A 25,519-nucleotide genomic window follows, 5' to 3' on the forward strand; every position below is an offset into this window, starting at 1 on the left:
AATGAGGTGTGGTCGTGATGGTACGTAAAACCGTGGAACTCTCCGAGACACAAAAGGGAATCTATTTTGATTGTCAAATGAATGATCCTTCTTCTTATAACATCTCAGCTTCGATACAATTGGAAAGGCTTCAACTTGAAGCCTTTCGACGTTCCATTGAATTACTTATGCATGAACAAGTCGTGCTGCGTACACATATTGAGATACAACAGGATAGACCGGTTTTATCCATCCTTGATGACATGGAGTACTCATTGATTTTGCGGGATCTGAGTAATGAACATCAAGATAAGAAGGAACAACGACTGGAGGCATTCATCGAAGAATGTATTCAGGCTCCCTTCATGTTAGAGCAAGGCCCTTTGTTCCGAATCCAGCTTGTACGTATGGATGAGGACAAGCATGTTCTTACTATGTGCATTCATCATTTAATCTGTGACGGTATGTCACTTGAACTGTTCAAAAATAAACTTCTCCATTTTTACACCTGCATCCTGCAGGATCTGCCTTTGGAGGTAAAACAGGATCAAGGTTTTATCTCTTATATTGAAACAGAGAACATGAAGTTACAAGAGGACAAGTATAACCGGGAGCGCGAGTTCTGGTTATCCAAAATGAATGGTGCAGAACCACTGGCTCTGCAGCATGACTTTCCGACTGGCGGCTCTCAGACCGGCGTGGGACAGGAATTGCGTTTGGATATGCCCGAAGCTTTAATGGCGGATATTACACAGATGTCCAAGGAACATGAGGTTACTGTATTTATGTTTTTCATGGGTGCATTCAGCATTCTCTTGAATAAGTATGCGGGTAAAGAGGATATCACGTTTGCTTCCCCGTTTTCCCATCGTCCGGGTTTCGAATTGGAAGAAACGATCGGCTGTTTTGTACATATGTTGCCCATGCGGTTCCAGATTAACCTCGAAACCAAATTTGGATCTTTGCTTGAGCAAGTTACTACCGCCTGGATCGATACGTATAAACACATTGGGTATCCCAATAATCTGATTATCAGAGACAGCATGTTGCAGGTACAGCCAGGCTCACCTTCGGTATTCGATGTATCCTTTGTGTATGACTCATATGAGGAGGATCTGTCAGGAAGCCAGCTTGTGGAACAGGATAAGGTTACTTTCCCAGGCGATCTGATGGTTGTATTGAACGGCACCCCTCAAGGTACACAGCTGAAACTGCAATATAAACCGAATGTGTTTCAAGCAGACTCCATTGAACGAATGGGTCGGCGCTTCTTATACCTCATGCAACAGCTGGTAACTGAACCAGAGAAGAACATTGGTGAATACAGTCTGCTGATGCAGGAAGAGCATGAGCAATTGCTTCATCAATTTAACCAAACTTCATATTTTCCCTACACTCCGCAGCATATCATCGATGTTTTTCATACAAAAGTAACAAATCACCCAGAACGAGTCGCTCTACTGGAAGGAAAAGAAAAACAAACCTATGCACAAGTTAATGCAAAGGCTAATCAATTGGCAAAACAGATCATCGCACGGAAAAAGATCGAAAATGAGGCAGTTGGCGTACAAATGCCACGTTCTTCCGATCTGGTCATCGCCTTGCTCGCTGTTCTGAAGGCTGGATGTGCTTTTGTTCCCCTAGATCCTTCCTATCCGGTATCCAGAAAAGCCTACATTTTATCCGATGCGAATATATCCACAGTCATCGCAATCCGTCCGGAAGCAGAGGATAATTCTCTGACTGCCCATTATATTTACACGGAGGACGGGACGGTTTATACCGGGGACAGCTCCAATCCCGAAGAGCCTTTGAATCCTCACAGTCTCGCCTACATTATGTACACGTCAGGATCAACGGGCAAACCCAAAGGGGTCATGATTGAAAATCATAGCGTTGTGAATACACTGCTGGATCTGGAACGTCGTTTTCCAGTACAAGCGAGTGATGTGTATATGTTAAAAACAGCGTATACCTTCGATGTATCCTGTACAGAATTGTTTGGTTGGTTTATGGGTGAGGGAGCATTAAGTATTCTGCCGCCAGGCGAGGAGAAGAACCCTGATCAGATCTTGACTACAGTAGCTGAACATCAGGTAACTCATATTAACTTTGTGCCGACTTTATTTCGCCTATTTCTTGAAACAATGGAACTTCGCTCTGATCTCTCGGGATTGGACTCCCTGAAATGGGTATGTGTAGGTGGAGAGGCTGTTACACCCGATATTATTAAAAAATATAACAAACTGAACATTCGGGCCAGCCTCGATAATGTCTACGGTCCTACGGAATGTACAATATGGGTTTCCCATTATCCATTGAGTGCATATGAGGGGCACGGAAATATACCTATTGGTTCCCCACTGAACGAGTCTAGATGGTATGTCATCGGAAGCCGGAATGAATTGCAGCCTTTGGGTATTCCGGGGGAACTATGCCTTAGTGGCGTGGGACTTGCACGAGGATATTTGAATCTGGAACAAATGACAAGGGAGAAATTCGTTCTTAATCCTTTCTTTGTTGAAGAGAAAGATCCTGAGTATTTCAGATGGATGTACCGTACAGGGGATATGGTTCGGTCACTGCCAAGCGGAACGATTGAATACCTGGGACGCATTGATTTTCAGGTTAAAATTCAGGGAGCCAGACTGGAGACAGGGGAGATAGAAAACACCCTCTCATCCTACCCGGGAGTGATTCAAACCGTTGTTGTGATGAAATCATCCGAGACAGGGTCCGGTTTACTGTATGCCTACTATTTGTCGGAACAAGAATTGCCTGTGGCTGATCTAAGGGAGCATCTATCCCTATCCTTACCTGCCTATATGATTCCGTCTGTTTTTGTACATAAATCGGAGTTCCCACTTAATAGTAGCGGGAAAATTGATCGCAATGCGCTAATCGCAGATACCACGCATATTCACACTTCAAGCACGGCATATGTTGCTCCTACTACGGAATTGGAGCGGAAGATAGCCGCCGTGTGGGCAGAAGTGCTGGGTGTGGAGAGAGTCGGAAGAGATGATCATTTCTTCGAACTTGGTGGCAATTCATTTTCCGTTATTCAGGCCCATAACCGATTGAAGCATCGCACGGATATCGACTTCCCGGTGCCCCGCTTTTTTGAGTGCCCTACACTGCGGCAGTTCGCAGCATTGGGTCAGGCGAAGGAAATAGTCCAAACACCGGTCTTGCGAGAAGAACGTTTTGGGCGGAAAGCCGGCATTCTGCGTGAGGATATTGCCATTGTAGGGATGTCTGTCAATGTACCCGGAGCAGAGGATATTCATGAATTCTGGCGTAATTTGGTGGCACAGGAGGAGAGCATTCATTTTTACAGTGATGAGGAACTGAGGACACTTGGTGTAGACGAAGCATTGCTGCGTTCTCCTCGTTATGTGAAGGCCAAAGGACGGGTTGATGGGATTGAAGAGTTTGACGCTGGCTTCTTTGACTACACACCTGGTGAAGCCAAAATGATGTCTCCCCAGTTCAGACTGATGTATCAGGGGATTTGGGAAGCGCTTGAGGACGCGGGGTGCAGACCTGATGAAGCAGGCAAAGTTGGTGTGTTCCTCGGTGGATCGGATGACTTTGAATGGTATCGCCAAGTGTTGTTTGGGGATGCAGGGTACAGCAGTAAATATGAAGCATTTACACTCAGCACGAATCATTTTTTAGCTACACGAATGGCATATAAGTTGAACCTCAGAGGTCCTGCTTATACAGCTCTTACGGGATGTTCAACCTCATTGGTAACACCACACCTGGCATGCCAGTCCTTAATGGTTGGAGAATGTGATGTGGCTGTGGCTGGTGGAATTACCGTGGAATTGCCGAACGAAGGCGGCTACGTGTACGAGGATGGCATGATGTTCTCCTCGGACGGTCATTGCCGCCCATTTGATGCAGCAGCGAGTGGCACGGTGTTCTCCAACGGGATGGGGATCGTGGTCTTGAAGCGATTAACGGATGCTTTGCGAGATACAGATCATATTTATGGAGTTATCAAAGGTTCGGCCATTAACAATGATGGACAGGAGAAGCTCAGCTTCCTTGCACCAAGTGTGAGCGGTCAGGCGGAGGTCATTCAGGATGCATATCAGGCAGCCGGAGTTGATCCTGAAACAGTTAGTTACATTGAGGCGCATGGCACAGGCACACTTCTGGGTGATCCGATTGAAGTTGAATCGTTGACACGTGCTTTTTCTTCTGAGAAAAAGCAGTTTTGTTATCTTGGCTCAGTAAAAGGCAACGTGGGGCATATGGATACAGCGGCTGGCGTCGTTGGTTTGATTAAGGTTGCACTTAGTCTTGATCAAGGATATATCCCGGGTACCGCCAATTATGAACAGCCGAATCCAAAGATTGATTTTGCAAGCACGCCCTTCAAGGTCAACTCGCAGGGGGTGAACTGGAAACCAGGAGAAGCTGGTGTTCTGCGTGCAGGGATTAATTCATTTGGTGTGGGAGGCACAAATGCTCACATGGTATTGGAGGAGGCTCCAAAAATGGACCAATGCAGTCCGGATGATGATGTCAACGTATTGCTTTTTTCAGCCAAAACAGAGTATTCACTAAACCGCACCGCTGAACAAATCATGGAGCATTTGGTGCAGCATCCAGAGCTATCGGTTTCAAATGCAGCATGGACATTGCAGACAGGCCGAACAGGTTTTGCATATCGTAAAGCACTGGTTCTGGATAAAAGCTGGAAAGATGATCCCGAGCAATTCACGCGTCAGCTGGAAAAGGCTAAAATCTCTTATTCGCCGCGAGGGAGGCGCCCGATATACTTTATGTTCCCTGGGCAGGGCAGTCAGTATCAGGGCATGGGTGCAGCATTGTACAGATCAACAGAGCAATCAGGTATTGCACCTCTGTTCAAGAAGCATGTACAGCAGATTCTGGATCTGCTCCCTGAAGTAGAACGTGAAGAGATACTGTCTGTTGTCTACGGTGACCAGCATCCAGAACGAATTAACCAGACGGAGTACAGTCAGTTTGCGCTATTCATGACCAGCTATGCTGTGGCTCAATCCTTGATGGAACTGGGTATCCAGCCAGATGGCATGATCGGACATAGTATTGGGGAGCTGACCGCGGCTGTGGTCGCGGGTGTATTCGATCTGCGAGACGCTGTGCGGGTTGTAAGACTGCGCGGGCGTTTGATGCAGCAGCAGCAGCCGGGTGTCATGCTTGCCATTATGGAAGACTCACAGCTGGTGAAGTCCCAATTGGACGAAGAGATGTGGCTGGCTCTGGTCAATACGACAGGTTCCAGCGTCATTGGCGGGACGGCAGAGGCGATTGATCGAATGGAAGAAAAGGCTGGAATACTCGGCTGGAAATGTGTTCGTGTGAAAACCTCTCATGCGTTCCATACGCCAATGATGAAGGACGCAGCGGTGGAATTTGAACGCAGTCTGTCTGCTTATTCGCTTCATAGCCCGCAAATTCCATTACTTTCGAATACGAGCGGAACATGGGCATTGCCAGATGAAATTACGTGTCCAACCTACTGGGCAAAGCATATTTTGGAGCCGGTGTTGTTTGAAGCGAATCTGGCCGAGATGTTAAAAGAAGAACAAGCTGTATTTATTGAGGTTGGGGCAGGACGGACTTTAAGCTCGTTTGTGAGGCAGCACACACAGTCTAAGGAAACACAAAGCGTACTAAATATGCTGCGTCATGTTAGAGAAACAGACCCGGACGTGCTGTATACCACCCGCAGAATCGGCGAGTTATGGTGCGAGGGCATTGAGCCGAAGTGGAACGTATTCAAGGGACAGAACGTGCGCCGCAAATGCTCTCTGCCAACATATCAATTCGACAAGCAACATTATCCGATTGGTCAATCGCTAACCAGTGGTTCAGCAGTGGAAGGGAAGAGTGTTGGTCAGCGTCCGCAGCAGTCGAGAGGGGAATACAGCAACATGCCACGCTCCAGCGGGGGAAGTTATGCGGGCAGCCTGGATGACATGAAGCGGGTTGTTCTGGAGGCATATGAGTCTATTTTTGGCATCAACGATCTGGAAGAGCATGTTAATTTCTTCGGTGTTGGCGGAGACTCGCTCAAAGCAGTCAGTTTGTCCGCATCGATCCGGTCTTCCATCGGGATTCAGGCAGAGGTTGCGGATGTGTTTAACCATGCTACACCAGCCCAACTGGCGGAACATCTCTTTGCAATGGTTGAGCCGCAAGTACAATTCCAGAACGTGATTGAGGCTGCGCCTATGATGGATGCTTACCCGATCTCGTCTGCGCAGATGCGTATGTTCACTCAATCCATGCTTGATCCAAACAGCACGGCGTATAATTTGCCGTCGGCCACCTTGATCGAAGGGGACTTGGATCATGCCAGAGTAGAGACTGCACTGGAAAAGCTGGTGCAATGTCATGAAGCGCTTCGAACGACGTTTGCAATACGCGGAGATCAAGTGGTGCAGATTGTTCATGCATCCGTTCCTTTAGATTTCAGCTTTACAGAGCAGTATTTAGCTGATGAACATGAGATTTCTGCTTTGATTCAGACGCTGATTCGTCCTTTTGAGCTTCATGAGGCTCCACTCATGCGGGTGAACCTGATTAGAACAGGAGCGCGTAAGCATCTGTTGTTCTTTGATATCCATCATATTATTGCGGACGGTACTTCCGTTGAGTTGATTACACGTGACTTCAATGCACTGTATTTTGGGGAGGAACGCACGGTCCGGTTACATTACAAAGATTATGCGGTCTGGCAACAGCAGCGTCTTACCTCTCAGGCATATCAGCCACATCAAACATACTGGCTGGAACGTCTAGGTTCGACACCACCTGTACTGCAGCTTTCGCTTGATCATGATCGTCCATTGCAGCGATCGATGCAAGGTGAACGTGTGCATTTCACGTTAAGTCACTCGTTAACGGAGCGTTTGCATAAGCTGGCTTCGTCAGCGGAAGTCTCGATGTATATGGTGATGTTGAGTGTATGGAATCTTCTGTTAGCCAGTCGAACAGGTCAGCAGGATATCGTAGTAGGAACACCTGTAGCGGGTAGGTTACAGGAAGAATGGAAAGAAACCGTCGGCATGTTTGTCAATATGATTGCGATGCGGAATTATCCTGCATCAGATCGGGCGTTTACTGCTTTTTTACAAGAGTTGAAACAGCATACTCTCGATGCTTTTGCACATCAGGATTATCCATTCAATGAGCTTGTAACGCAGCTTGGACTTAAGCGGGAACTAAACCGTAATGCCATCTTTGATGTGTGTTTCGATTATCAGAACATGGAGTTGCATGATCTTGAACTTCATGGACTTCAATTCAGTTCTATTCCTGTGGAGACTGGAGTTTCAACCTATGACCTGTTGCTGACATGTCAGGAGAACAGGGAACAGCAAGTCATCGAAGGGTACATTGAATATGCTTTAGACCTGTTCCGGGGTGAAACGGTAGAGCATATGATTCAGGACTTCATTGAACTATGTGAGCAGGTTGTGCAGCAGCCGGATTCACCTCTAGGTAAACTTTATGAACGAATCCAACATGCTTCTGGAGCTGAGCTTCATCGGTTGGCGGGACCCATTTTGCATTATGATCACACCCTGAGCTTGCATCGGTTGTTTGAACTACAGGCAGAGCGCACACCGGATAAGACAGCACTTATTGTATCTTCGGGCAAGGAACTTACCTATCTTGAGCTTAATGAGCGAGCGAATGCGTTGGCTTGGAAGCTAATTGATCGAGGGGTACGCAGAGATGAACCTGTTGGCATATTATCTGGCCGGAATGAATCCCTCATTATTATGTTGATCGCAGTACTTAAAGCGGGTGCAGCCTACCTGCCTATAGATCCAGCATTTCCACCACAACGGATTCTGGACATGATGCAAGATAGCAAGATGAAGTTGCTGCTATGCACTGCTAATGAGGCAGATGTCGTGGCCTTTGAAGGAGAACGCATCGTTTATAAGCCTGATTTTGCTGACAAGCGTTCAGCTATTAATCCAAATGTGGATGTCCTGTCTTCTGACTTGTCTTCTGTCATCTTCACCTCCGGATCTACCGGAAGGCCTAAAGGGGTGATGATTGCTCATGAAGCGATGGTCAATTTTGTGGAAGACATCAGGCACCGAAACATTTTTGAATATGAAAGAGACCGAATGATTAGTGTAACAACGGTGTCTTTTGATATTTTCGGATTTGAAGTGTGGGCTCCATTGTGTACGGGGTACTCTTTATATCTGGCGGATGAGCTGGAGCAGCTTGATCCGGTTCTTGCAGCACGAAGAATAGAGCAACAGGGCGTTACGCATATTCTCAGCACGGTTTCTCGTATTAAAGCCTTTGTTGAGAATTCGGAATTTGCGAAGGCGTTGCCTCATCTTCGGTGTGTGCTTACCGGAGGAGAAAGTGTTCCGGCAGGACTCCTTACGGATATTAAAAAACATTCGTCCGCCCGTGTCTTTAATATGTATGGCCCTACCGAAACGACAATTTGGTCAACGACCAAAGAGTTGCAGGAACCAGGGCTCATTACGATTGGCAAACCTATTGCTAATACAGAGCTATATATTGTGGATGAACAGGGTGAATTATTACCTCCCGGAAATTACGGGGAACTCTGCATTGCGGGTCGCGGGGTGGCGCGAGGTTACCTGAACAATATGGCCGAAACGACTGCCAAGTTCATTGACAATGCAAAGGTTTTGGGTGGACGTATGTACCGCACAGGTGACCTGGCTCGTGTGTTGCAGGACGGGGAGGTCGAACTAGCAGGACGTTCGGATCAACAAGTGAAGATCAGAGGGTACCGGATCGAATTAAATGAGATCGAGCAAATGGCAATGAGTTATGAAGGTTTGAGAGAAGCTGTCGTGAAAGTCGAAGGAACCCAGCCAGAGCAGTTGCAACTGGTGCTCTACTACAGCTTGAAGCCTGACGTAAGTGCAGCAGATATGGAAGAACAGGACACATTGCTTAGGTCTTGGCTCAAACAGAGGCTGCCACATTATATGATGCCTTCCCGCATCATTCGTCTGGACAAGCTGCCGGTGCTGCCGAATGGGAAACTGGATCGGAACGCCCTTCAATGGACCGATTTTGAAGTGATCCAGAAGTCAGAATCTTTGGCGACTTCGAGCTCCTCTTCCTCTATGGGGAGAGAGCAAGCTCGCAAAGAGCTGGAACAGATGCTGATTGAAACATGGAAAGAGATGTTGAACCGGGATCATGTCGGAGTACAAGAGCACTTTTTTGATATTGGCGGTAACTCGCTAGGTCTGATCTTAATTAATAACCGGTTAAACGCATATCTGGGGAAAAATATTCCGCTTGTGCAGTTATTTGAACACTCTTCCATTGCTTCGCTCGTTGATCATCTGATGTCTGAACAGATGTTAACTTCTGTGGATGTGTCTGTTCAGACAACGCCAAAGCATATAGCTAGGGAAGTCGCCGCAAAAGTTGGGGGTGCGCCTGATCCTTCCATAACGCAAGAAAGAGTTATTATGGATAGCGGTCATGATGATTCGATAGCGGAGCAGAGTAAGCAGCAAGAACAGGCAATAAACATCAAAACAGATGYCGATTTAAACAGCAGGAACCGAAGCACTGCCCCATCGGATATCGCTGTTATAGGTATGGCGGGTCGTTTTCCAGGATCAAAAAATATCGAGGAATTCTGGGACAATCTAATGGCAGGTAAGGACGGCATTACCCGACTGAATGAAGAAGAATTGGCAGCAGCAGGGGTGCGGCCTGAAGAGTATAAACATCCTGAATATGTGCGGGCCAAAGGCGTTTTGCAAGATACCGAGTTTTTTGATTCTGAATTTTTCGAATACCCGTATCAGGAGTCCAATATGATGGATCCGCAGATTAGACTGCTTCATCAGTGTTCCTGGGAAGCGCTTGAACATGCGGGCTGTGATCCATATCGGTACTCAGGTTCCATCGGTTTATTTGCCGGAAGCGGATTGAGTTTGCCTTGGATGGTACAGTTCCTGGGTCGTTCAGGTGATCTGTTGCAAGCTTTTGAGGCGATGACGCTGAATGAGAAGGATTATATTACGACACGTATATCTCATAAGTTGAATCTAAGAGGGCCAAGTATGGCTGTGCAGACGGCATGCTCGACCTCGCTCGTCGCTATTCATCAGGCAGCAGAATCACTGATCCGGGGAGAATGTAACGTTGCTCTTGCTGGGGGAGTATCGATCTCTTATCCGCTCAAAGAAGGGTATCACTGGCATGAAGGCATGATCTATTCCAAGGATGGGCATTGCAGAGCGTTTGACGAACAGGCCTCAGGTACGGTTTCTGGAAACGGGTGTGGCATGGTTGTACTCAAGCCGCTTCGTGATGCTTTACGTGATGGGGATCAGGTATTTGCTGTGATCAAAGGCTCAGCGATTAACAATGATGGATTGGATAAAATCGGATATACCGCGCCCAGTGTTACCGGACAGGTGAAGGTGATTCAAACGGCACTGGAGCGTTCGGGGGTGTCTCCGCAAGAAATTAATTACTTGGAGGCACACGGGACAGGCACTAAACTGGGTGATCCCATCGAGATCGAAGCGCTTAGACAGTCTTGGGGAACGGATAAACGTAATTATTGTGCACTCGGTTCGGTCAAGGCCAATATCGGTCATCTTGATGCAGCAGCAGGTGTTGCCGGGTTTATCAAAACGGTTCTGACGTTGTATCACCGGACGGTTCCACCGCAGATGTATATGGAAAGAAGCAATCCCATGCTGGAACTGGAACGCAGTCCCTTTTACATCAACCAGGAGCCGCAGTACTTCAAAAGTAAGGAGCAAGTTCTACGAGCGGCGGTAAGTTCCTTCGGAATTGGTGGCACGAATGCGCATGTTATTTTGGAGCAGCCACCTGTACAGGAGAATCCAAGCTTGTATCAGCCGGTACACTTGCTTCCATTCTCAGCCAAGAGTGAATCCGCCTTGGATCGTACGTACCATTCGATTTTGCAAGCACTTGAGAATATGCCGGAACAAATGTCGAACGCTGCTTGGACTCTGCAGGAGGGTAGAAGCCGATTTAATCACCGGAAAGCTCTTGTCGTTGTAGATGGGTATATCCCTTCACAGGATCAGGTGGAAGAGCATGAAGCACAAGCGAGTGTGATACAGCGTGGTAAGCCTAAAGTGATGTTTTACATCCATGGGAAAGCTTTCTGGGAATTACGCTCGATTCGGGAACTTTATGCTTCCAGGTATCGTAGTCAGGTGTCTGAACGATTCAAACAACACTTTGAAGAGGTGCTGAACCTTTTTGAATCCAAGGAGCAGTATGCACTTCGTCAGAGTATAGGCAGGCCGATTAAGGATTCACGTCTGGAAGGTATGGTTTGTTTTGCAGTCCAGTATGCTCTTTTCACAACCGTGATGGAGTCAGGTGTCAAACCGGATGTGATATGTGGAGAAGGTGTTGGAGATTTAGTCGGACAAGTGATTAGTCATACGCTTGAGCCAGCTCAAGCAGTACGCCTGTTATATAGCCGCGATGATTGGCCGACCAATGAAGGCGCCTTGTATGATGCATTGAATACATTCGGAGCATCAACAAGTCTTTCGCAATCTGCGGAAAACACACTTTGTATTACAGCAGCTCCACTGCAGAACGCGGAGTTTGCAGACGACATTATTTTGAAAGATACACAAGTTGTCTCACTTACTGGGGACCGTTCCAGTCCGCTTGAAGCCGATATTTATTTTATGAAAACGTTGGGATATTGCTGGTGCATGGGCATTGAACTGAATTGGGAGCAGATCAACGGACAGGGGTCCGGGCAAAAGATATCTCTTCCAACCTATTCTTTCGATAAAATTGTTCATAAGCATGATGTTCCGCTATACCTGCTTACGGGTATGCCGCAGGCCGTTGCTTCTGGGATTTCTTCATCTGTACAAGCGGTAGAAGGTAAGGCGGGAACCCGGTTAAATGTAGATGAAATATTCAACGCAACGGCACAACTCTGGCAGGAGTTGCTTGGGTGTGAAGCGGTGACCCCGGAAGATGATTTCTTCCAGCTTGGCGGGCATTCCTTAAAGGCGATCACTCTGGCGTCCCGAATTAAGGAAACATTCGGTATCTCTATGGGATTGGAAGATGTTTTTGATCATTCAGAGCTTGGCCGCATGGTCGCATGGATTGATCAACAACAGAATGTTGGCATGAAGGATTCAGGACCGGAAGAACACATTTTACCTGTTGCACAACAAGACAGATACAAGACTACTTCTGCGCAGCGAAGAATGTTTGTGGTGCATGAATGGATGAAGGGCGAAAGCACAGCGTACAATCTCGCAAGTTCGTACAAGCTGCGAGGAGAGCTGGATCCCGCACAATTTGTAGCGGTGATGGATGCTCTCGTGCAGCGACATGAGGCATTCCGTACTCGATTTGAGATGGTGGATGGTGAACTGTATCAAGTCGTTGAGGATCAGGTTGCAAGTGTGGTGGAGTTGCTGGAGCTTGAAAAAGAAGAGCCAGAGCAGCAGTTGTTGACATGGCTGCAGCCATTTGATCTGACCCATGCACCGTTGGTTCGTGTAAAGCTTGCCCGCCTTTCAGACGAGGAACATATTCTGTTCATAGACATGCATCATATCATTTCGGATCAGAGTTCCATCGCGATTCTTATGCAAGAATTTGCCCGGTTATACAGTGGAGAATCTTTAGAACCATTATCGATTCAGTACAAGGACTATGCTGAATGGCTTGATCAATCTACATCAAACGGACATGTTGCCGAAGATGAGGCGTTTTGGCTTGAAGAATTCAAGGATGTGCCTGCGTCTATCGAATTGCTTACAGATTACCCGAGACGTGGAGAACTTTCTAACCAGGGTAGCCGAACTAGCAGTGAGCTTGGAGAACAGTTAAGTGAACAGATTAATGATTTTTGTGCAAAACAGGGGTTTACTCCGTACATGTTGTTCATGGCAACTTTAAATGTGTTGATCTCGAAATATACGGGACAACATGATCTGGTCGTGGGTACAGCTGTAGCCGGAAGAGAGAAGCCAGAACTGAATCACGTCATGGGTATGTTTGTAAACATGCTCGCCATTCGTACTATATTAGACAAGGATCAGCCTGTTGAGCTTTATCTGAACGAAGTTCGTAGCAAGCTGTTATCCTGCTATGAACATCAGCAATATCCATATGAAGCGTTGGTTGAGAAGTTTGGCCTGATGGGTGATGGGAGCCGTAATCCGCTTTTCGATATTGTTCTTAATTACATTAATATGGGTACGGATGAGCTTGAAGCAGGGACATTACAAGTTGAACCCTGGATGGACGGCAAGCTCGATGCCAAGTTTGATCAGACTTGGACGGTCGTTGAACATCAGCAACAGTATACGATTGAATTGGAATATCGTTCTGAATTGTTCCATGCACGATCCATGGAAATGATGATGGACAAGTTCCGGTATGTCTTAACTCAGATGGTCACAGGGGAGGTTGAGCAGGTTCGTCAGATCAAGCTTACTGTGCCTGAAGAGGATGAATGGCTGTTGTTCGGCGTCAACGACAATCACATGGACTATCCGCGGGAAGCAACGATTCCCGAATTATTTGAGGAACAGGTTCAATTATATCCACAGAAGACAGCCTTGGTGTGGGGGAACGAGGAGTGGAGTTATGCTGATGTGTATGCACAAGTTCAGAAGCTTGCATCCCGCATACTCGAACAAGGAGTGGCATCAGGCTCAAGTATTGCTTTGATCTTGGACCGCGGACCGATCCAGATGATCAGTATCCTTGCTACACTAACAACAGGTTGTAAATATGTACCAATTGATCCAGCATCACCGCTGGCTCGCATTGAGTTTATCTTACAAGATTGCAATGCTTCTATACTCTTGACCGAAGAATCGTATGTCTCGGCATGGAAATCAGTGGTTCCACGTGTCATGATTCCGTCTGTAGAACTGGGGGCGTTTGTTTCAGGAGAGTCTGTAGAGCCTATAGTCCAGCAGATAAAGACTGTTGCAGTCGATCCGGCATATATCATCTATACGTCAGGTTCAACCGGAACGCCAAAAGGCACGGTGATGAATCACCGCAATGTCATTAAAGTCATGAAGACAAGCAATTTTGTGACGGTAGTGCCTGAGGATCGGGTTTTACAGGTTTCTAATTACGCGTTTGACGGTTCGATCTTTGATATTTTTGCTTCATTAATGAATGGGGCTACCCTGGTACTCATTCCCAAAGAGATCATTCTTGATATGGCTCGTCTGGCGGCAGTAATTCGTCAGCAGCAGATATCTGTATTTTTCATTACCACCTCCTTATTTAATATGCTGGTGGATTGGGATGCAGCATGCCTGAAACAGGTTCGCAGAGTGATGTTTGGGGGCGAAGCGGCATCCGTGAGCCACGCCAATAAAGCAATGGCATGTGTCGGACCAGGCGTATTGTTAAATGGCTACGGACCGACAGAAGCGACCTTTTTTGCTTCGTATTATTTGCTGGAGCAAACAGAGCCATATATCGATTCTCTGCCTATAGGTTATCCATTGTCCAATACAGCTCTATATGTTCTGGACGAGGATATGAATCCTGTCCCTGCCAATGTGCCAGGCGAATTATATATTAGCGGAGATGCAGTCGGCATTGGATATTTGAACCGGGAAGAGCTGACCTCAAAACATTTTATAGCTGATCCTTTCCGCAAAGGCGAACGGATGTACCGGACGGGCGATATCGTCAAGCGTCTACATGATGGCCGTTTGATCTTTATTGAACGATCTGATTTTCAAGTGAAAATCAGAGGATTCCGAATTGAGTTATCGGAGATCCACAATTGTTTGGAGCGGCTTCCAGGAATTCGTGATGCTTTTGTAATGACAGCCACAGATGCTTCCGGAAGTTTATATGTCACTGCTTTTTATACATGTGAATCCAACATTTCACGAACGGTTGACGATGTTCGAGCAGAGCTGCACAAGCGACTGCCCGAATATATGGTACCTACAGTGATCTGGCGAATGCATCATCTGCCAATCAACGCTAATGGTAAGGTCGATCGTAAGGCTTTGTCTGACATGACAGTAGAACAGTCAGTACCGACCGGTGAAGATTCTGCCCTGACAGATACGGAACGAATCATCCTTGCTGCCATGAGGCAAGTGCTGAACAATCCTAACTTTGGCGTAACTGATCATTTCTTTCAGAACGGAGGACATTCGCTTAAAGCTATCGCATTTACGCAAGTTTTGTCAAAAGAAGGAATTTCCATCAGCGTGAGCGAATTATTTCAATATAATACAGCAAGGGCGTTAGCACGCTCCTTAAAAAGAATGGACTCATCAACGCTTTTATTGGAAGAAAGCCTGCAAATTCAGTCTCCCATCGCCAATCCCCAAGACATTACACTTCATGAGAAACAATTGGACAGCCTGGTATTACATGTCTTGAATAATTGTAATCAGGTTTCAAGTTTTATGGCGGGAACGCCTGTCATTGGTTGCTTCCCACTATCTCCAATTCAAAGAGCACATGCTTCTACAACTGCACGAGCAAGCGGTTTTACAACCATATTGGAGGGCAATTTAAATGAACTCACTATGAAAAGACTTATTCTCGGGGTGATTGCCCGTCATCAGTTACTGCACAGTATTATATATGAGGAGGACACGTTACAGTGGCACCAGTGCGATTTGTCTGAAGCAGCCGATATGTTGCAACAGCTCATTCCTTATCTCGATGTTCGTCATTATACCCCTGCTACGCTGGATCAAATGGAGCACAAACTGATTCAGTCTCTATTACACAGATCGTATACACTGGATGGATTGCCATGGCGTCTGTGTATTCTGCGAACAGGAGATAGGGAGCACAAACTGATCTGGAGTTTTGACCACCTTGCCTTTGATGGCATGAGCGCCGAAATCATCAAGCAGCAACTTGAGTTTGCAATTGCCCGTAACCAGCAGCCCGGGATGATCGATACAGGTGGTTCATTGGAGGAGACACTGAAATACGAGGATTATGTAACCATGTTGTCTCGGGGGCCTGTTGGCATCACGGAGCATGAACTGGAAGAGCAGTATTCTATTCAGGCTTGGCAGCATGCTAATAGCAATGTTATGGATCAATTGCTTATAACAGCAGGCCATTCATCGCCTTCAACGCTGACTGTCGAAATATCGCGTACAGACATCACAGGTCAAAAGCTTGATGAGGTCTGGTGGACCTATTTTAAATCCTTTGCCGGTATTCTTGCATCTTATCTGGATACGTATGAGTTACCCGTTGCCCTGGTGCATTACGGCCGAGAGTACGGACAGGAATCTTATTACGATCACGTAGGCGAATTCCTCGATCTGATTCCGATTCTTGTGCATGCTGACTTTACCCAGGAAGATTTGTTGCAGTACCTGGATTTTACGAAACGGCACAGCATTAATTTTATGGCACTGACAGATGATTCGGTCATGATATCCCCATACTCAAATGTTCAAAAACAGTTGGCCGCAGCCTATAGACAGACAGGCCAGGAGCCAAGGAAGCTTATTTTGTTCAACTTTCAGGGCTTTATCTCCAGTGAGGAAACCATTCCAGAGCTGGAGCAGGTAAATATGACGGATTCCGAGCCGAGTCTAGCGTGTATGGAATGGGTCATCCGATACGATGAAAATTGTGTTTACGTGCATCTGGGTTGTCATGCAGGACTGGATATCGAGCAGTTGAAGCAGCTGATGGAGAAGCAGATCGGCAGTGACGGGAATATCAAAGTACAAGTTCATAATGAGGCAGTGGAGGTGCAGCATGTCCAGTAAATCCATACAACGAGGGCCGGAGTTGATTGTACCGGAGCACTATGCAACAGTTGCTGAACTTCTTATGTATATCGCTGACAAACATCCGGATAAAGGAATCACTTATATCAGTTCATCCGGCGAAGAACAGTTTGAATCCTATCCTGAACTGCTGAAGCAGGGACGTTTGTATCTCCAAGGTCTGATTGAGAGCGGGTTAGCCAAGGGACAAGTCGTAATATTGGAGATTGATCATTCACAGCAGTTTTATCGTACATTTTGGGCTTGCATCCTGGGCGGCATTATTGTCGCCCCGGTCAGTCCTCCAGCCTCCTGGGAGCCGGGGTCAGCTGGTCTGGAGAAGTTTACAAAAATCTGGGAAATTCTTGGAGGGCCTGTTGTAGTCGTTGAAGAAGCATTTTTCCAAAAATACGAACAGCTTGCTGAGAGTCCAATTTTTGAGGGATTGAACTGCATTAGCGTAAGCAAGCTTCAGACAAATCATACACTTGCTGAAATAAGTCTGACTGCTCCTGAAGAGGTCGTATTTCTGCAGTTTTCTTCAGGAAGTACAGGTATCCCTAAGGGGGTACAGTTAACAAACCACAATATTATATCGAACAGTATTGCATGCAAAACGTTCCTTGGTGCTGAAGAAGGAGATAACGTGTTCACATGGCTACCTCATACGCACGATATGGGAATGTTTGGGCAACATCTAACAACTGTACTAAGCGCTGCCAATATGATGGTCATGTCTCCTTATACCTTTGTGCGATCACCGTACTTGTTCCTGAGCAAAATTACGGAACATCAAGGAAAGTGGTTTTGCTGCACAAACTTTGGCTTTGAATGGATGGTTCAAAAGATTCCGGATTCCAAACTGGCGACGCTCGATCTGTCTTCGCTGCGTATGGCCTTAAACGGTGCCGAGCCGATATCGACCAAAGTCATTGAGCGATTCGGTCAAAAGTTCAGTTCCTGCGGTTACCGCACGAATATGATGTTCCCTGCTTACGGTATGGCTGAGGCAACGGTGGGTGTGTGTACCTGGAGGCTGGGAGAGGAACCTCGTATCGAACAAATATCCCGTAAAGTGCTTGTGCAGCAGGGGAAGGCGGTCCCGGTTGATGCGGCCGTTCATGACCCGGCAGATCTGATTGAGTTTGTGCATGAAGGTTATCCCATGACGGGAATCCAGATTCGAATTGCCAATGAGCAGGGCGAAGTGGTAGATGAACGCACGGTGGGTGAAATCCAGATTCGCGGGGAATCGGTAACTTCCGGCTATTATAATCTGCCAGAAGTGAATCGGGAGTTATTTGTGGACGGATGGCTGAAGACAGGGGATCTTGGTTTTATGGCGGAAGGCTCCCTGGTAGTAAGCGGACGAATCAAGGATATCGTATTTATCCGTGGACAAAATCATTACGCGCATGATCTCGAAGAGATTTTATATCACAATTCCAGCATCCCAAGAGGCAATCTGACTGTCGTGGGACATTTCAATAGCATTTCTCAAACGGAAGAACTGCTTGTATTTGTGAAGTATAAATCGAGTACGCCGCAGTTTCTTGAAATAAGGCAGGACTTAATAGATCGGATGAGAGCCGGTCTGGGAATCGAGATCACTCATGTTCTTCCGATCAAGGTCATCCCCAAAACGACCAGCGGCAAAGTTCAGCGCTTCATGCTGAGAAACGAGTATGAGGGTGGCACATTTAACAAAGATATCGAGGCTATTGAAGACATGCTTCTTCAAAACAAACCGAAGTCCATTGCGGAGACTGTTCATCCGGTATCTTTGGAGCAAGTGGTACGGGCCGCCTGGGCTGAAGTTCTACAAACACCTGTGGAGAAGGTTGCGGTCAACACTCCGTTTCTGGCTCTAGGGGGAAACTCCATTCTTGCCTACCAATTACTTGATAAATTGTCTGCACACATGGGGCGTGAACTTGGACAGGAAGTGCTCGTTTTTGGCAGAACCGTACAGGAGATGGTGGAATATCTTCAGGAACTTCCCCAAGAGAAGAAGTCACTCGAAAAGGAAATCCGCTCGGATAATCAGCTGAATGTACATCGAGCGATTGCAATAACCGGGTTGTCCCTTCGTCTGCCTGATGCAGATACCCAAGAGGAATTCTGGGGCAATCTCGTTCAAGGTTTGGACAGTGTGGATCGGGTGAGTCTGGAACGGGCTACTCGTTCCAAGCGTCCGGATTGGGATGATTGGATTGGTGAATTAAAACACCCGGACACCTTTGACCATGAATTTTTTGAGATTCGATCGGAACAAGCTGCATTTATGGACCCGCAGCACCGCAAATTGCTAGAGGTTGCTTATGAGGCACTTGAGGATGCAGGCATGATCGTGGATCAGGATGAGAAACGTGATGTTGGTGTATATGTTGGCATTAACCCCAGCTCCTACTTTGATCTTGTTGTGGACTATATGAATCGTAGTAGGGAATTCGAGGTGCACTCGCACGCGATGGTTGGCAACATGTCCAATATCGCAGCAGCATCCATTTCACACTTATACAATTTTACGGGTCCGGCGCTTGCCATCGATACAGCCTGCTCTTCCTTTCTCGTGGCCTTGACGCAAGCGGTAGCAGCGATTCAGGACAAGCGAATCTCTGGTGCAGTCGTAGGCGGAGCGAGCATTCTGGCAACACCTCATGTGCACCAGTTGTCGCGTAATGCAGGAATATGCTCTTCTACACAACATACCAAGGTATTTGATCAGGGAGCCGATGGTTCTGTTATTGGTGAGGGTGCAGTAGTTGTATATCTGGAGCCGCTAACAGAGGCAGTTCGCACGAATAAACATATCTATGGCCTGATCCGTGGCACAGCGGTGAATAACGATGGGTATTCGTTAGGCATTATGGCACCTAATCCTCAGGGGCAGTATGAAGTGCTACGTGCAGCATATAACGATGCCAATCTGAATCCAAAAGAAATTTCATATATCGAGGCACACGGATCAGGAACAAGAATAGGAGATCCCATCGAGGTAAATGCTCTACTCCGACTGTTTCAGGAGAAGGGATACGGGGAAGGAACTTCGATTGGTCTAGGCTCGGTCAAAACGAATATTGGACATTTATTTGCAGCATCCAGTGGGGCCAGTCTGGCAAAAGTTTTACTAAGTATGCAGCACAAGGAACTCGTTCCGAGTCTACATATGGATCATCCTAATCCAGCTCTTCGGCTGGAGCAGTCTCCTTTTTATATCGTTAATGATCATAAAGACTGGACGGTAGCCGAAGGGAAGACACGTAAAGCCGGCATTAGTTCATTTGGTCTTGGGGGTACGAATGCCCATATTGTGCTGGAGGAGTGGAACGCACCGGCAGTTTGGGGACAGGACTCGGAACGGGATCAATTGTTAACCTTCTCTGCCAAGTCAGAGAAGGCGTTGCAGAAGCTGATTCATGATACCCAACACTACGTGCAAGAGCATCCTAATCTGCGCTTGACAGATCTGTGCTTTACGCGGAACAGGTATAGAAAACATTATCGTCACCGCGCTGCTGTAACCGTAAGTGGCAATGGTGATTGGAGCCAGGAAGAGATGCAATTTGGTTACAAAACAAGAAGTCGAGCGGCCCGCGTTAGCATCATTATGGGAGGAAACAAGCTGGATCAGGCTGATCAGGAATACTGGTTGAATCTGCTTGAATCGCTAGTGCGCGCTGTACCTTCCATCCAGGAGATTCGTGGCATTGATGGCGGAGAACCAATGTTATCGCAGTTTAAGCAGAAGGATCAGGACGATTCTATCCCGTCTTCGGATCAGCAGGTATTCCTGCTGAGCAAAAAAATAACATTTGGAGATATTCAGGACACGAGCTGCGCGATGCAGAATGCAGACATTGTTGTAATGCTGGCTGCAGATAAAGCGATGAAACCGGCGGGAAGCACAGGTAAAGAGAGTTATATCCATCTGCCTGCAGCGACATCACTTGTTGTGGAAAAACAACTAGCCCTATTGCTAATGCAACTCTACGTGCAAGGAGCTTCACTGGATTGGGAGCAGTTACATCCGGATGGATCAGGTCAGATCGTACATTTACCAGCACATCCATTCGAGCCACATGCCCATTGGGTAGATGTGAATCAAGGAACGGAGGTTTTGATATGACAAGAGAAGAGATTGAAGGGTTTATTAAAGGCGAAATCGCTGCTGCACTGAAACAGGAACCTGATGAAATTGATGAGGAAACGAATTTTTTGAAAATAGGGGTTTCTTCGGTTCAAGCACTCAAGATCATAAATCGTACACGTAAACATCTACAGGTGGATATTAGTCCTGTTGCGTTGTTTGAATACAAAACGATTGCAGAATTCGCTTCGTATCTCCATGAATCCCTTCTTCAAGGGGAGGCAGTCGAATGATTGAACTGGATTCAAAACAAGAGCAGGAGATTCTCCATGAAGCCGAGTTGTTTGCTGCCCGTGAGATTCGCCCTTATGCCCGTCAAATTCAGGAGCAGCAATCCATTCCCAAGTCACTGATTCATGCCATGGCTGAAAAAGGTTATTTAGCCGCCTCGATTCCACATGAGTATGGCGGTATGGGCCTTGGCCCCAGAGCATATGGACTTTTAACTGAAGTGTTTGGTAAAGCACTTCCGGCGGTTCGAAGCTTGTTGACGGTACATACTTCACTGGTGAGTGAAACTATAGTTCGTTTCGGCTCATCTGAACAAAAGTCGTCCTGGCTGCCTATGTTAGTCCGCGGGGAATGGATTGGAGCATTTGGCCTGACTGAGCCTGAGGTTGGATCGGATGCAAAGAACGTGAAGACCACTTGGCGGGAAGAAGCGGACTGCTATGTACTGAACGGAAAGAAAAAGTGGATTACGTTTGGAGACGTAGCGGATGTATTCATTATTGTTGCCTCCCAAGAGGGAAGAAGTACAGCATTCTGGGTCGAACGGCAGTTTGAAGGTGTTCAGACGCAAGCTATCGAGGGTGTAATGGTTGGCGGCGAGACGGGAATTGCTGAAATTGATCTTCATGAGGTTCGTGTACCTAAAAGCCATCTCATTGGACGTATGCATGAAGGTTTTGAGTACATCGTAAGTGGTGCACTTGATCAGGGAAGATATAGCATCGCCTGGGCAGGATTGGCCATAGCACAGGAAGCTCTTGATTCCATGGTGACCTATTCTCGGAAACGAAAGCAGTTTGACCAGAAGCTCAGTCATTTCCAACTGATCCGCGGTATGATTGGTGATGCCGTAACGAAAGTGCATGCAGCCAGAGCATTATGCTTGCGAGCTGCCGAGCTCAGAGAAGCGAAGGATCCGCAGGCAATTATGGAAACAACCATTGCCAAGTATTTCACATCCAAAATTGCTGTAGAAGTGGCAAACGATGCACTTCAGGTTCATGGAGCTAATGGAATCAGCAGTGAGTACCCGGTGTCCAGACTGTACAAGGAGGCTAAGATCCTGGAGATTATTGAAGGCTCCTCCCAGATGCAACAGGAGATGATCTCGCACTACGGGTTGAAAACCTACTACAAGCGTGGCGGTGGACTATGACAATCTGCGCATTATTTCCAGGGCAAGGAAGCCAATATATCGGGATGTGCAGTGATCTCTTAGACAGGGAAACGGAAGTCCGGTTGATTTTTGCCGAAGCGAGTGAGGTTGTTGGATTTGATCTCAGAGATTTGATTCTGGCCGGCTCACTAGAGCAACTGACACAATCCGAATATGCTCAGCCTGCTGTACTTACAGCAAGTTATGCGTTGTTTGATTCCTTCGTTCGCCGGACTAGAATTAATCCAGATTATGCGATTGGTCACAGCCTGGGAGAGATCTCTGCATTGGTGGCTGCTGGTGCATTAAAGTTTGCAGATGCAGTCCGCTTTGCAGCTTCACGGGGCGCTTTGATGCATCGTGCGATACAGGAGCAGAAAGGCAGAGCAGGCATTGTCGTTGATATGGGTCAAGCAGAACTCGAAAACATCGTTGCCAATATTCGAGAGGTTCATTACTTGACGATCTCAGGGTATAACTCACCTAACCAATTCGTTGTAGCAGGTGAGGCGGGAGGTTTGCGTTTACTGGATGATCTTGTGGATCAAGCTGGAGGGGAATTTATTCCCTTCCGCATGATGCCTATGAAAGCAGATGCGCCATATCATAGCGAACTGATGCAGTTTATCCAGACTGAGATGGAAGCGATGGTATCCAAGCTTTCCTTCTCCCAGCCTGAATTTGCAATATGTTCCACAGTAAATGGAGAATTCATCCGAGCAGCAGATGATATTCCAAGGTTGCTGACGGCTCAACTGTTGCAGCCGATTCACTGGATTCAGGCTTTGGCACAAGTTCAACGCATAGGTGCAACCATTTGGATGGATGTCGGGCCAGGCCAGAGTGTAAAAAATATGCTTGCCGAGTATGACAACTCGATCACTGCCTATTCACTGGATGATCCGCAGGATCAATCAAAGCTGCTGGCAGTATATGAGGGAGAGATTCAAACATACCGGGGAGGCGAAGCGTGATGATTACCACACATATGAGGGAGTATAACCAGCGGGTGAAACAGCACCTTCCTGGCGGTGTACATTATAATTTCCACCTTCCGTGGGAAGAGACGCCATTGCACTTTACCCATGCTTCCCGAAGCATGGTAACCGACATGAACGGTCGTGAGTATCTGGATCTTTATGCCCGCTTTGGTGCACTCATTGTAGGTCATGGCAACGAGGAGTACAACGAGTGCCTGAAGGATACGATTGATCGTGTTCTGTCAGTAAGCCATTGTGATCTGGATGCTGAGGCATTGGAATTAATTCACCAATATGTGCCTTCAGCTGAGATGATCCGCTTTGGATTGTCGGGTACGGAGATTGTGCAAAATGCCCTACGCCTTGCCCGCGCCTGGACAGGCAAAAATCGTTTTGTTCGATTTGAAGGTCATTATCATGGCAATTCAGATAACATTATGGGCGGTAAAACGCCCCGGACAGGATTGCCTGTACCTTCGGACTATCCTGGTGATATGAAGGGAACACAGGGGAGGGCAAGGGATGTCATGGAATCCCAATCCTATCTGCTGCCTTGGAATGATGCTGTCCGTTTAGAAGAATTGTTTGTTGAACATGGTGATGACATTGCAGCAGTAATCATGGAGCCGGTTTGTGTAAACGGAGGCGGAGTCATGCCAGCTCCAGGTTATCTGCAAAGGGTGAGACAACTATGTGATCATCATCAGGTTGTACTTATTTTTGATGAGATTATTACAGGGTTTCGTATGGGACTTGGCGGGGCTCAGGAGATGTTTGGTGTTACGCCTGACCTGACTACGCTGGGCAAAGCGATTGCTGGCGGCGGTGTTCCCGTGTCTGCTCTAGTTGGTAGAGCCGATATCATGAAGCTGCTGGTGGACAAAAAAGTAATTCATGCAGGGACATTTAATGGTTATCCGTTAGGCACAGCTGCGGTAAAAGCAACGCTCCAAATGTTGGGGCGAAACGGGGGAGAAGCCATGAACCGTATGAATCACCACGCCGAGATGATTCATGACATCCTCACAAGGGAAGCGGCGAAGGCAGGGCTGCCACTTGTTGTTCAAGGCCCGGCGGGTTGCGCGTCCTATCATTGCTGCACCGAAGAGCTTAGCAGTACGGCTGATTATACGTTTGAATTGATGTCCTTTGATATTTTGTTGAACGGCAAGCTCGCAGAGCACGGCATTCTCGTATCCACACTCTCCCGCATGTATCCCAACATTATGCTGGACATGAAGGATGTAGCCTGGTTCAGTGAGCGTGTGCCTGCAGCTATTGCGGAGATGAAAGAGATCTATGATGAACTTGTCTAATACCAGATCAGATCAACAGGGAGAGAGGTTAGGTATGCATAATCAGCTCATCGCAATCATTGGCGCAGGCGTTATGGGATGTGCTACGGCACTGGATGTTGCCAGAGCCGGGTATAAGGTCATTTTGCAGGATCATTCGGAGTTTGCCATTGCCCAGGCTCCAGATATCATACGACGTGAATACCGCTCGGCCTGCTTCTTGAAAAGAGGATACGGTGAGGTTCCGCTTGATGTCATCATGGATCGAATCTCGTTCCAGATGCATGACGAAGGTGTGGAAGATGCCAGCGTTATCATCGAGAATGTGACCGAAAATATAGAGTCTAAAAAGGAAGTTTATACACGCTTAAGTCAAAAAGCCCATCCTGAAGCACTTTATGCGTTGAATACGAGCTGCATTTCGGTCACCAAACTGGCTTCCTTTTTACCGGACCCAAGCCGTGCGATTGGTGTACATCTTATGAATCCGGTTCCTGTTAAATCGATGGTGGAGGTGATCAAAGGATATCATACAACTCCTGAGACTGAGCAGGAGATGGTAACGTTTCTGGAGTCTCTTGGCAAAAATCCGGTTGTCATCGAGGATCTGCCTGGCTTTGTATCGAACCGGCTCTCTCATTTGTTAATGAATGAAGCAGCCTTTATTGTTCAGGACGGTATCGCTACAGCTGAGCAGATCGATACCATTATGAAGAAGGGGTTTAGTTATCAGATGGGGCCGCTGGAAACAGCAGATCTGATCGGTCTGGATACCGTCGTGCACTCGCTTAAAGTGTTGTACGAAAGTTATCAGGATCCCAAATTTCGCTGTTGTCCGCTATTACAGAAAATGGTGGATGCAGGACACTGGGGACGCAAGACGGGTCAAGGGTTCTATGCCTATTAACCAAAGGGAGGCATGT

Annotated in this window: 7 protein-coding genes; all 7 read left to right on the top strand. The window is 47.1% G+C overall.

Annotated elements, in window-relative coordinates:
* Positions 1 to 17 precede the first annotated feature (17 nt).
* Genes AB4Z30_RS20580 through AB4Z30_RS20610 form a run of 7 tightly spaced genes read left to right on the top strand, consistent with a single transcriptional unit; the run spans position 18 to position 25,503 of the window.
* On the top strand, positions 18 to 16,784 hold the full coding sequence (locus AB4Z30_RS20580; RefSeq protein ID WP_441929435.1) for an amino acid adenylation domain-containing protein: 16,767 nt from the start codon (positions 18 to 20) through the stop codon (positions 16,782 to 16,784).
* Complete coding sequence (locus AB4Z30_RS20585; protein ID WP_441929342.1) at positions 16,774 to 20,913, top strand: beta-ketoacyl synthase N-terminal-like domain-containing protein; 4,140 nt, start codon at positions 16,774 to 16,776, stop codon at positions 20,911 to 20,913. Before AB4Z30_RS20580 ends, AB4Z30_RS20585 begins: the two co-directional genes overlap by 11 nt.
* Positions 20,910 to 21,167, top strand: coding sequence for an acyl carrier protein (locus AB4Z30_RS20590; RefSeq protein ID WP_090914993.1), 258 nt, complete (start codon positions 20,910 to 20,912; stop codon positions 21,165 to 21,167). Before AB4Z30_RS20585 ends, AB4Z30_RS20590 begins: the two co-directional genes overlap by 4 nt.
* A complete protein-coding gene (locus tag AB4Z30_RS20595; protein WP_441929343.1) occupies positions 21,164 to 22,321 on the top strand; it encodes an acyl-CoA dehydrogenase family protein in 1,158 nt (385 codons plus the stop codon). The genes AB4Z30_RS20590 and AB4Z30_RS20595 overlap by 4 nt, the downstream gene beginning before the upstream one ends.
* Positions 22,318 to 23,295 carry an ACP S-malonyltransferase gene (locus AB4Z30_RS20600; protein ID WP_441929344.1) on the top strand — a complete coding sequence of 326 codons (978 nt, stop codon included), beginning with the start codon at positions 22,318 to 22,320 and terminating at the stop codon, positions 23,293 to 23,295. Before AB4Z30_RS20595 ends, AB4Z30_RS20600 begins: the two co-directional genes overlap by 4 nt.
* Positions 23,295 to 24,617 carry an aspartate aminotransferase family protein gene (locus tag AB4Z30_RS20605; protein WP_441929345.1) on the top strand — a complete coding sequence of 441 codons (1,323 nt, stop codon included), beginning with the start codon at positions 23,295 to 23,297 and terminating at the stop codon, positions 24,615 to 24,617. The genes AB4Z30_RS20600 and AB4Z30_RS20605 overlap by 1 nt, the downstream gene beginning before the upstream one ends.
* A gap of 34 nt (positions 24,618 to 24,651) precedes the next feature.
* Positions 24,652 to 25,503 (top strand): 3-hydroxyacyl-CoA dehydrogenase family protein, encoded by an 852-nt coding sequence (locus tag AB4Z30_RS20610; protein ID WP_441929346.1) that lies wholly within the window; start codon positions 24,652 to 24,654, stop codon positions 25,501 to 25,503.
* The last annotated feature ends 16 nt before the right edge of the window (positions 25,504 to 25,519 follow it).

The sequence above is a fragment of the Paenibacillus sp. 2TAF8 genome (assembly GCF_052114825.1).
In the GTDB taxonomy this organism is placed as follows: domain Bacteria; phylum Bacillota; class Bacilli; order Paenibacillales; family Paenibacillaceae; genus Paenibacillus.

Excerpts from the sequence above, each read along its gene's own strand:
- AB4Z30_RS20585 (WP_441929342.1), top strand. The coding sequence starts at position 16,774 with ATGTCCAGTAAATCCATACAACGAGGGCCGGAGTTGATTGTACCGGAG.
- AB4Z30_RS20590 (WP_090914993.1), top strand. The coding sequence starts at position 20,910 with ATGACAAGAGAAGAGATTGAAGGGTTTATTAAAGGCGAAATCGCTGCT.
- AB4Z30_RS20595 (WP_441929343.1), top strand. The coding sequence starts at position 21,164 with ATGATTGAACTGGATTCAAAACAAGAGCAGGAGATTCTCCATGAAGCC.
- AB4Z30_RS20600 (WP_441929344.1), top strand. The coding sequence starts at position 22,318 with ATGACAATCTGCGCATTATTTCCAGGGCAAGGAAGCCAATATATCGGG.
- AB4Z30_RS20605 (WP_441929345.1), top strand. The coding sequence starts at position 23,295 with ATGATTACCACACATATGAGGGAGTATAACCAGCGGGTGAAACAGCAC.
- AB4Z30_RS20610 (WP_441929346.1), top strand. The coding sequence starts at position 24,652 with ATGCATAATCAGCTCATCGCAATCATTGGCGCAGGCGTTATGGGATGT.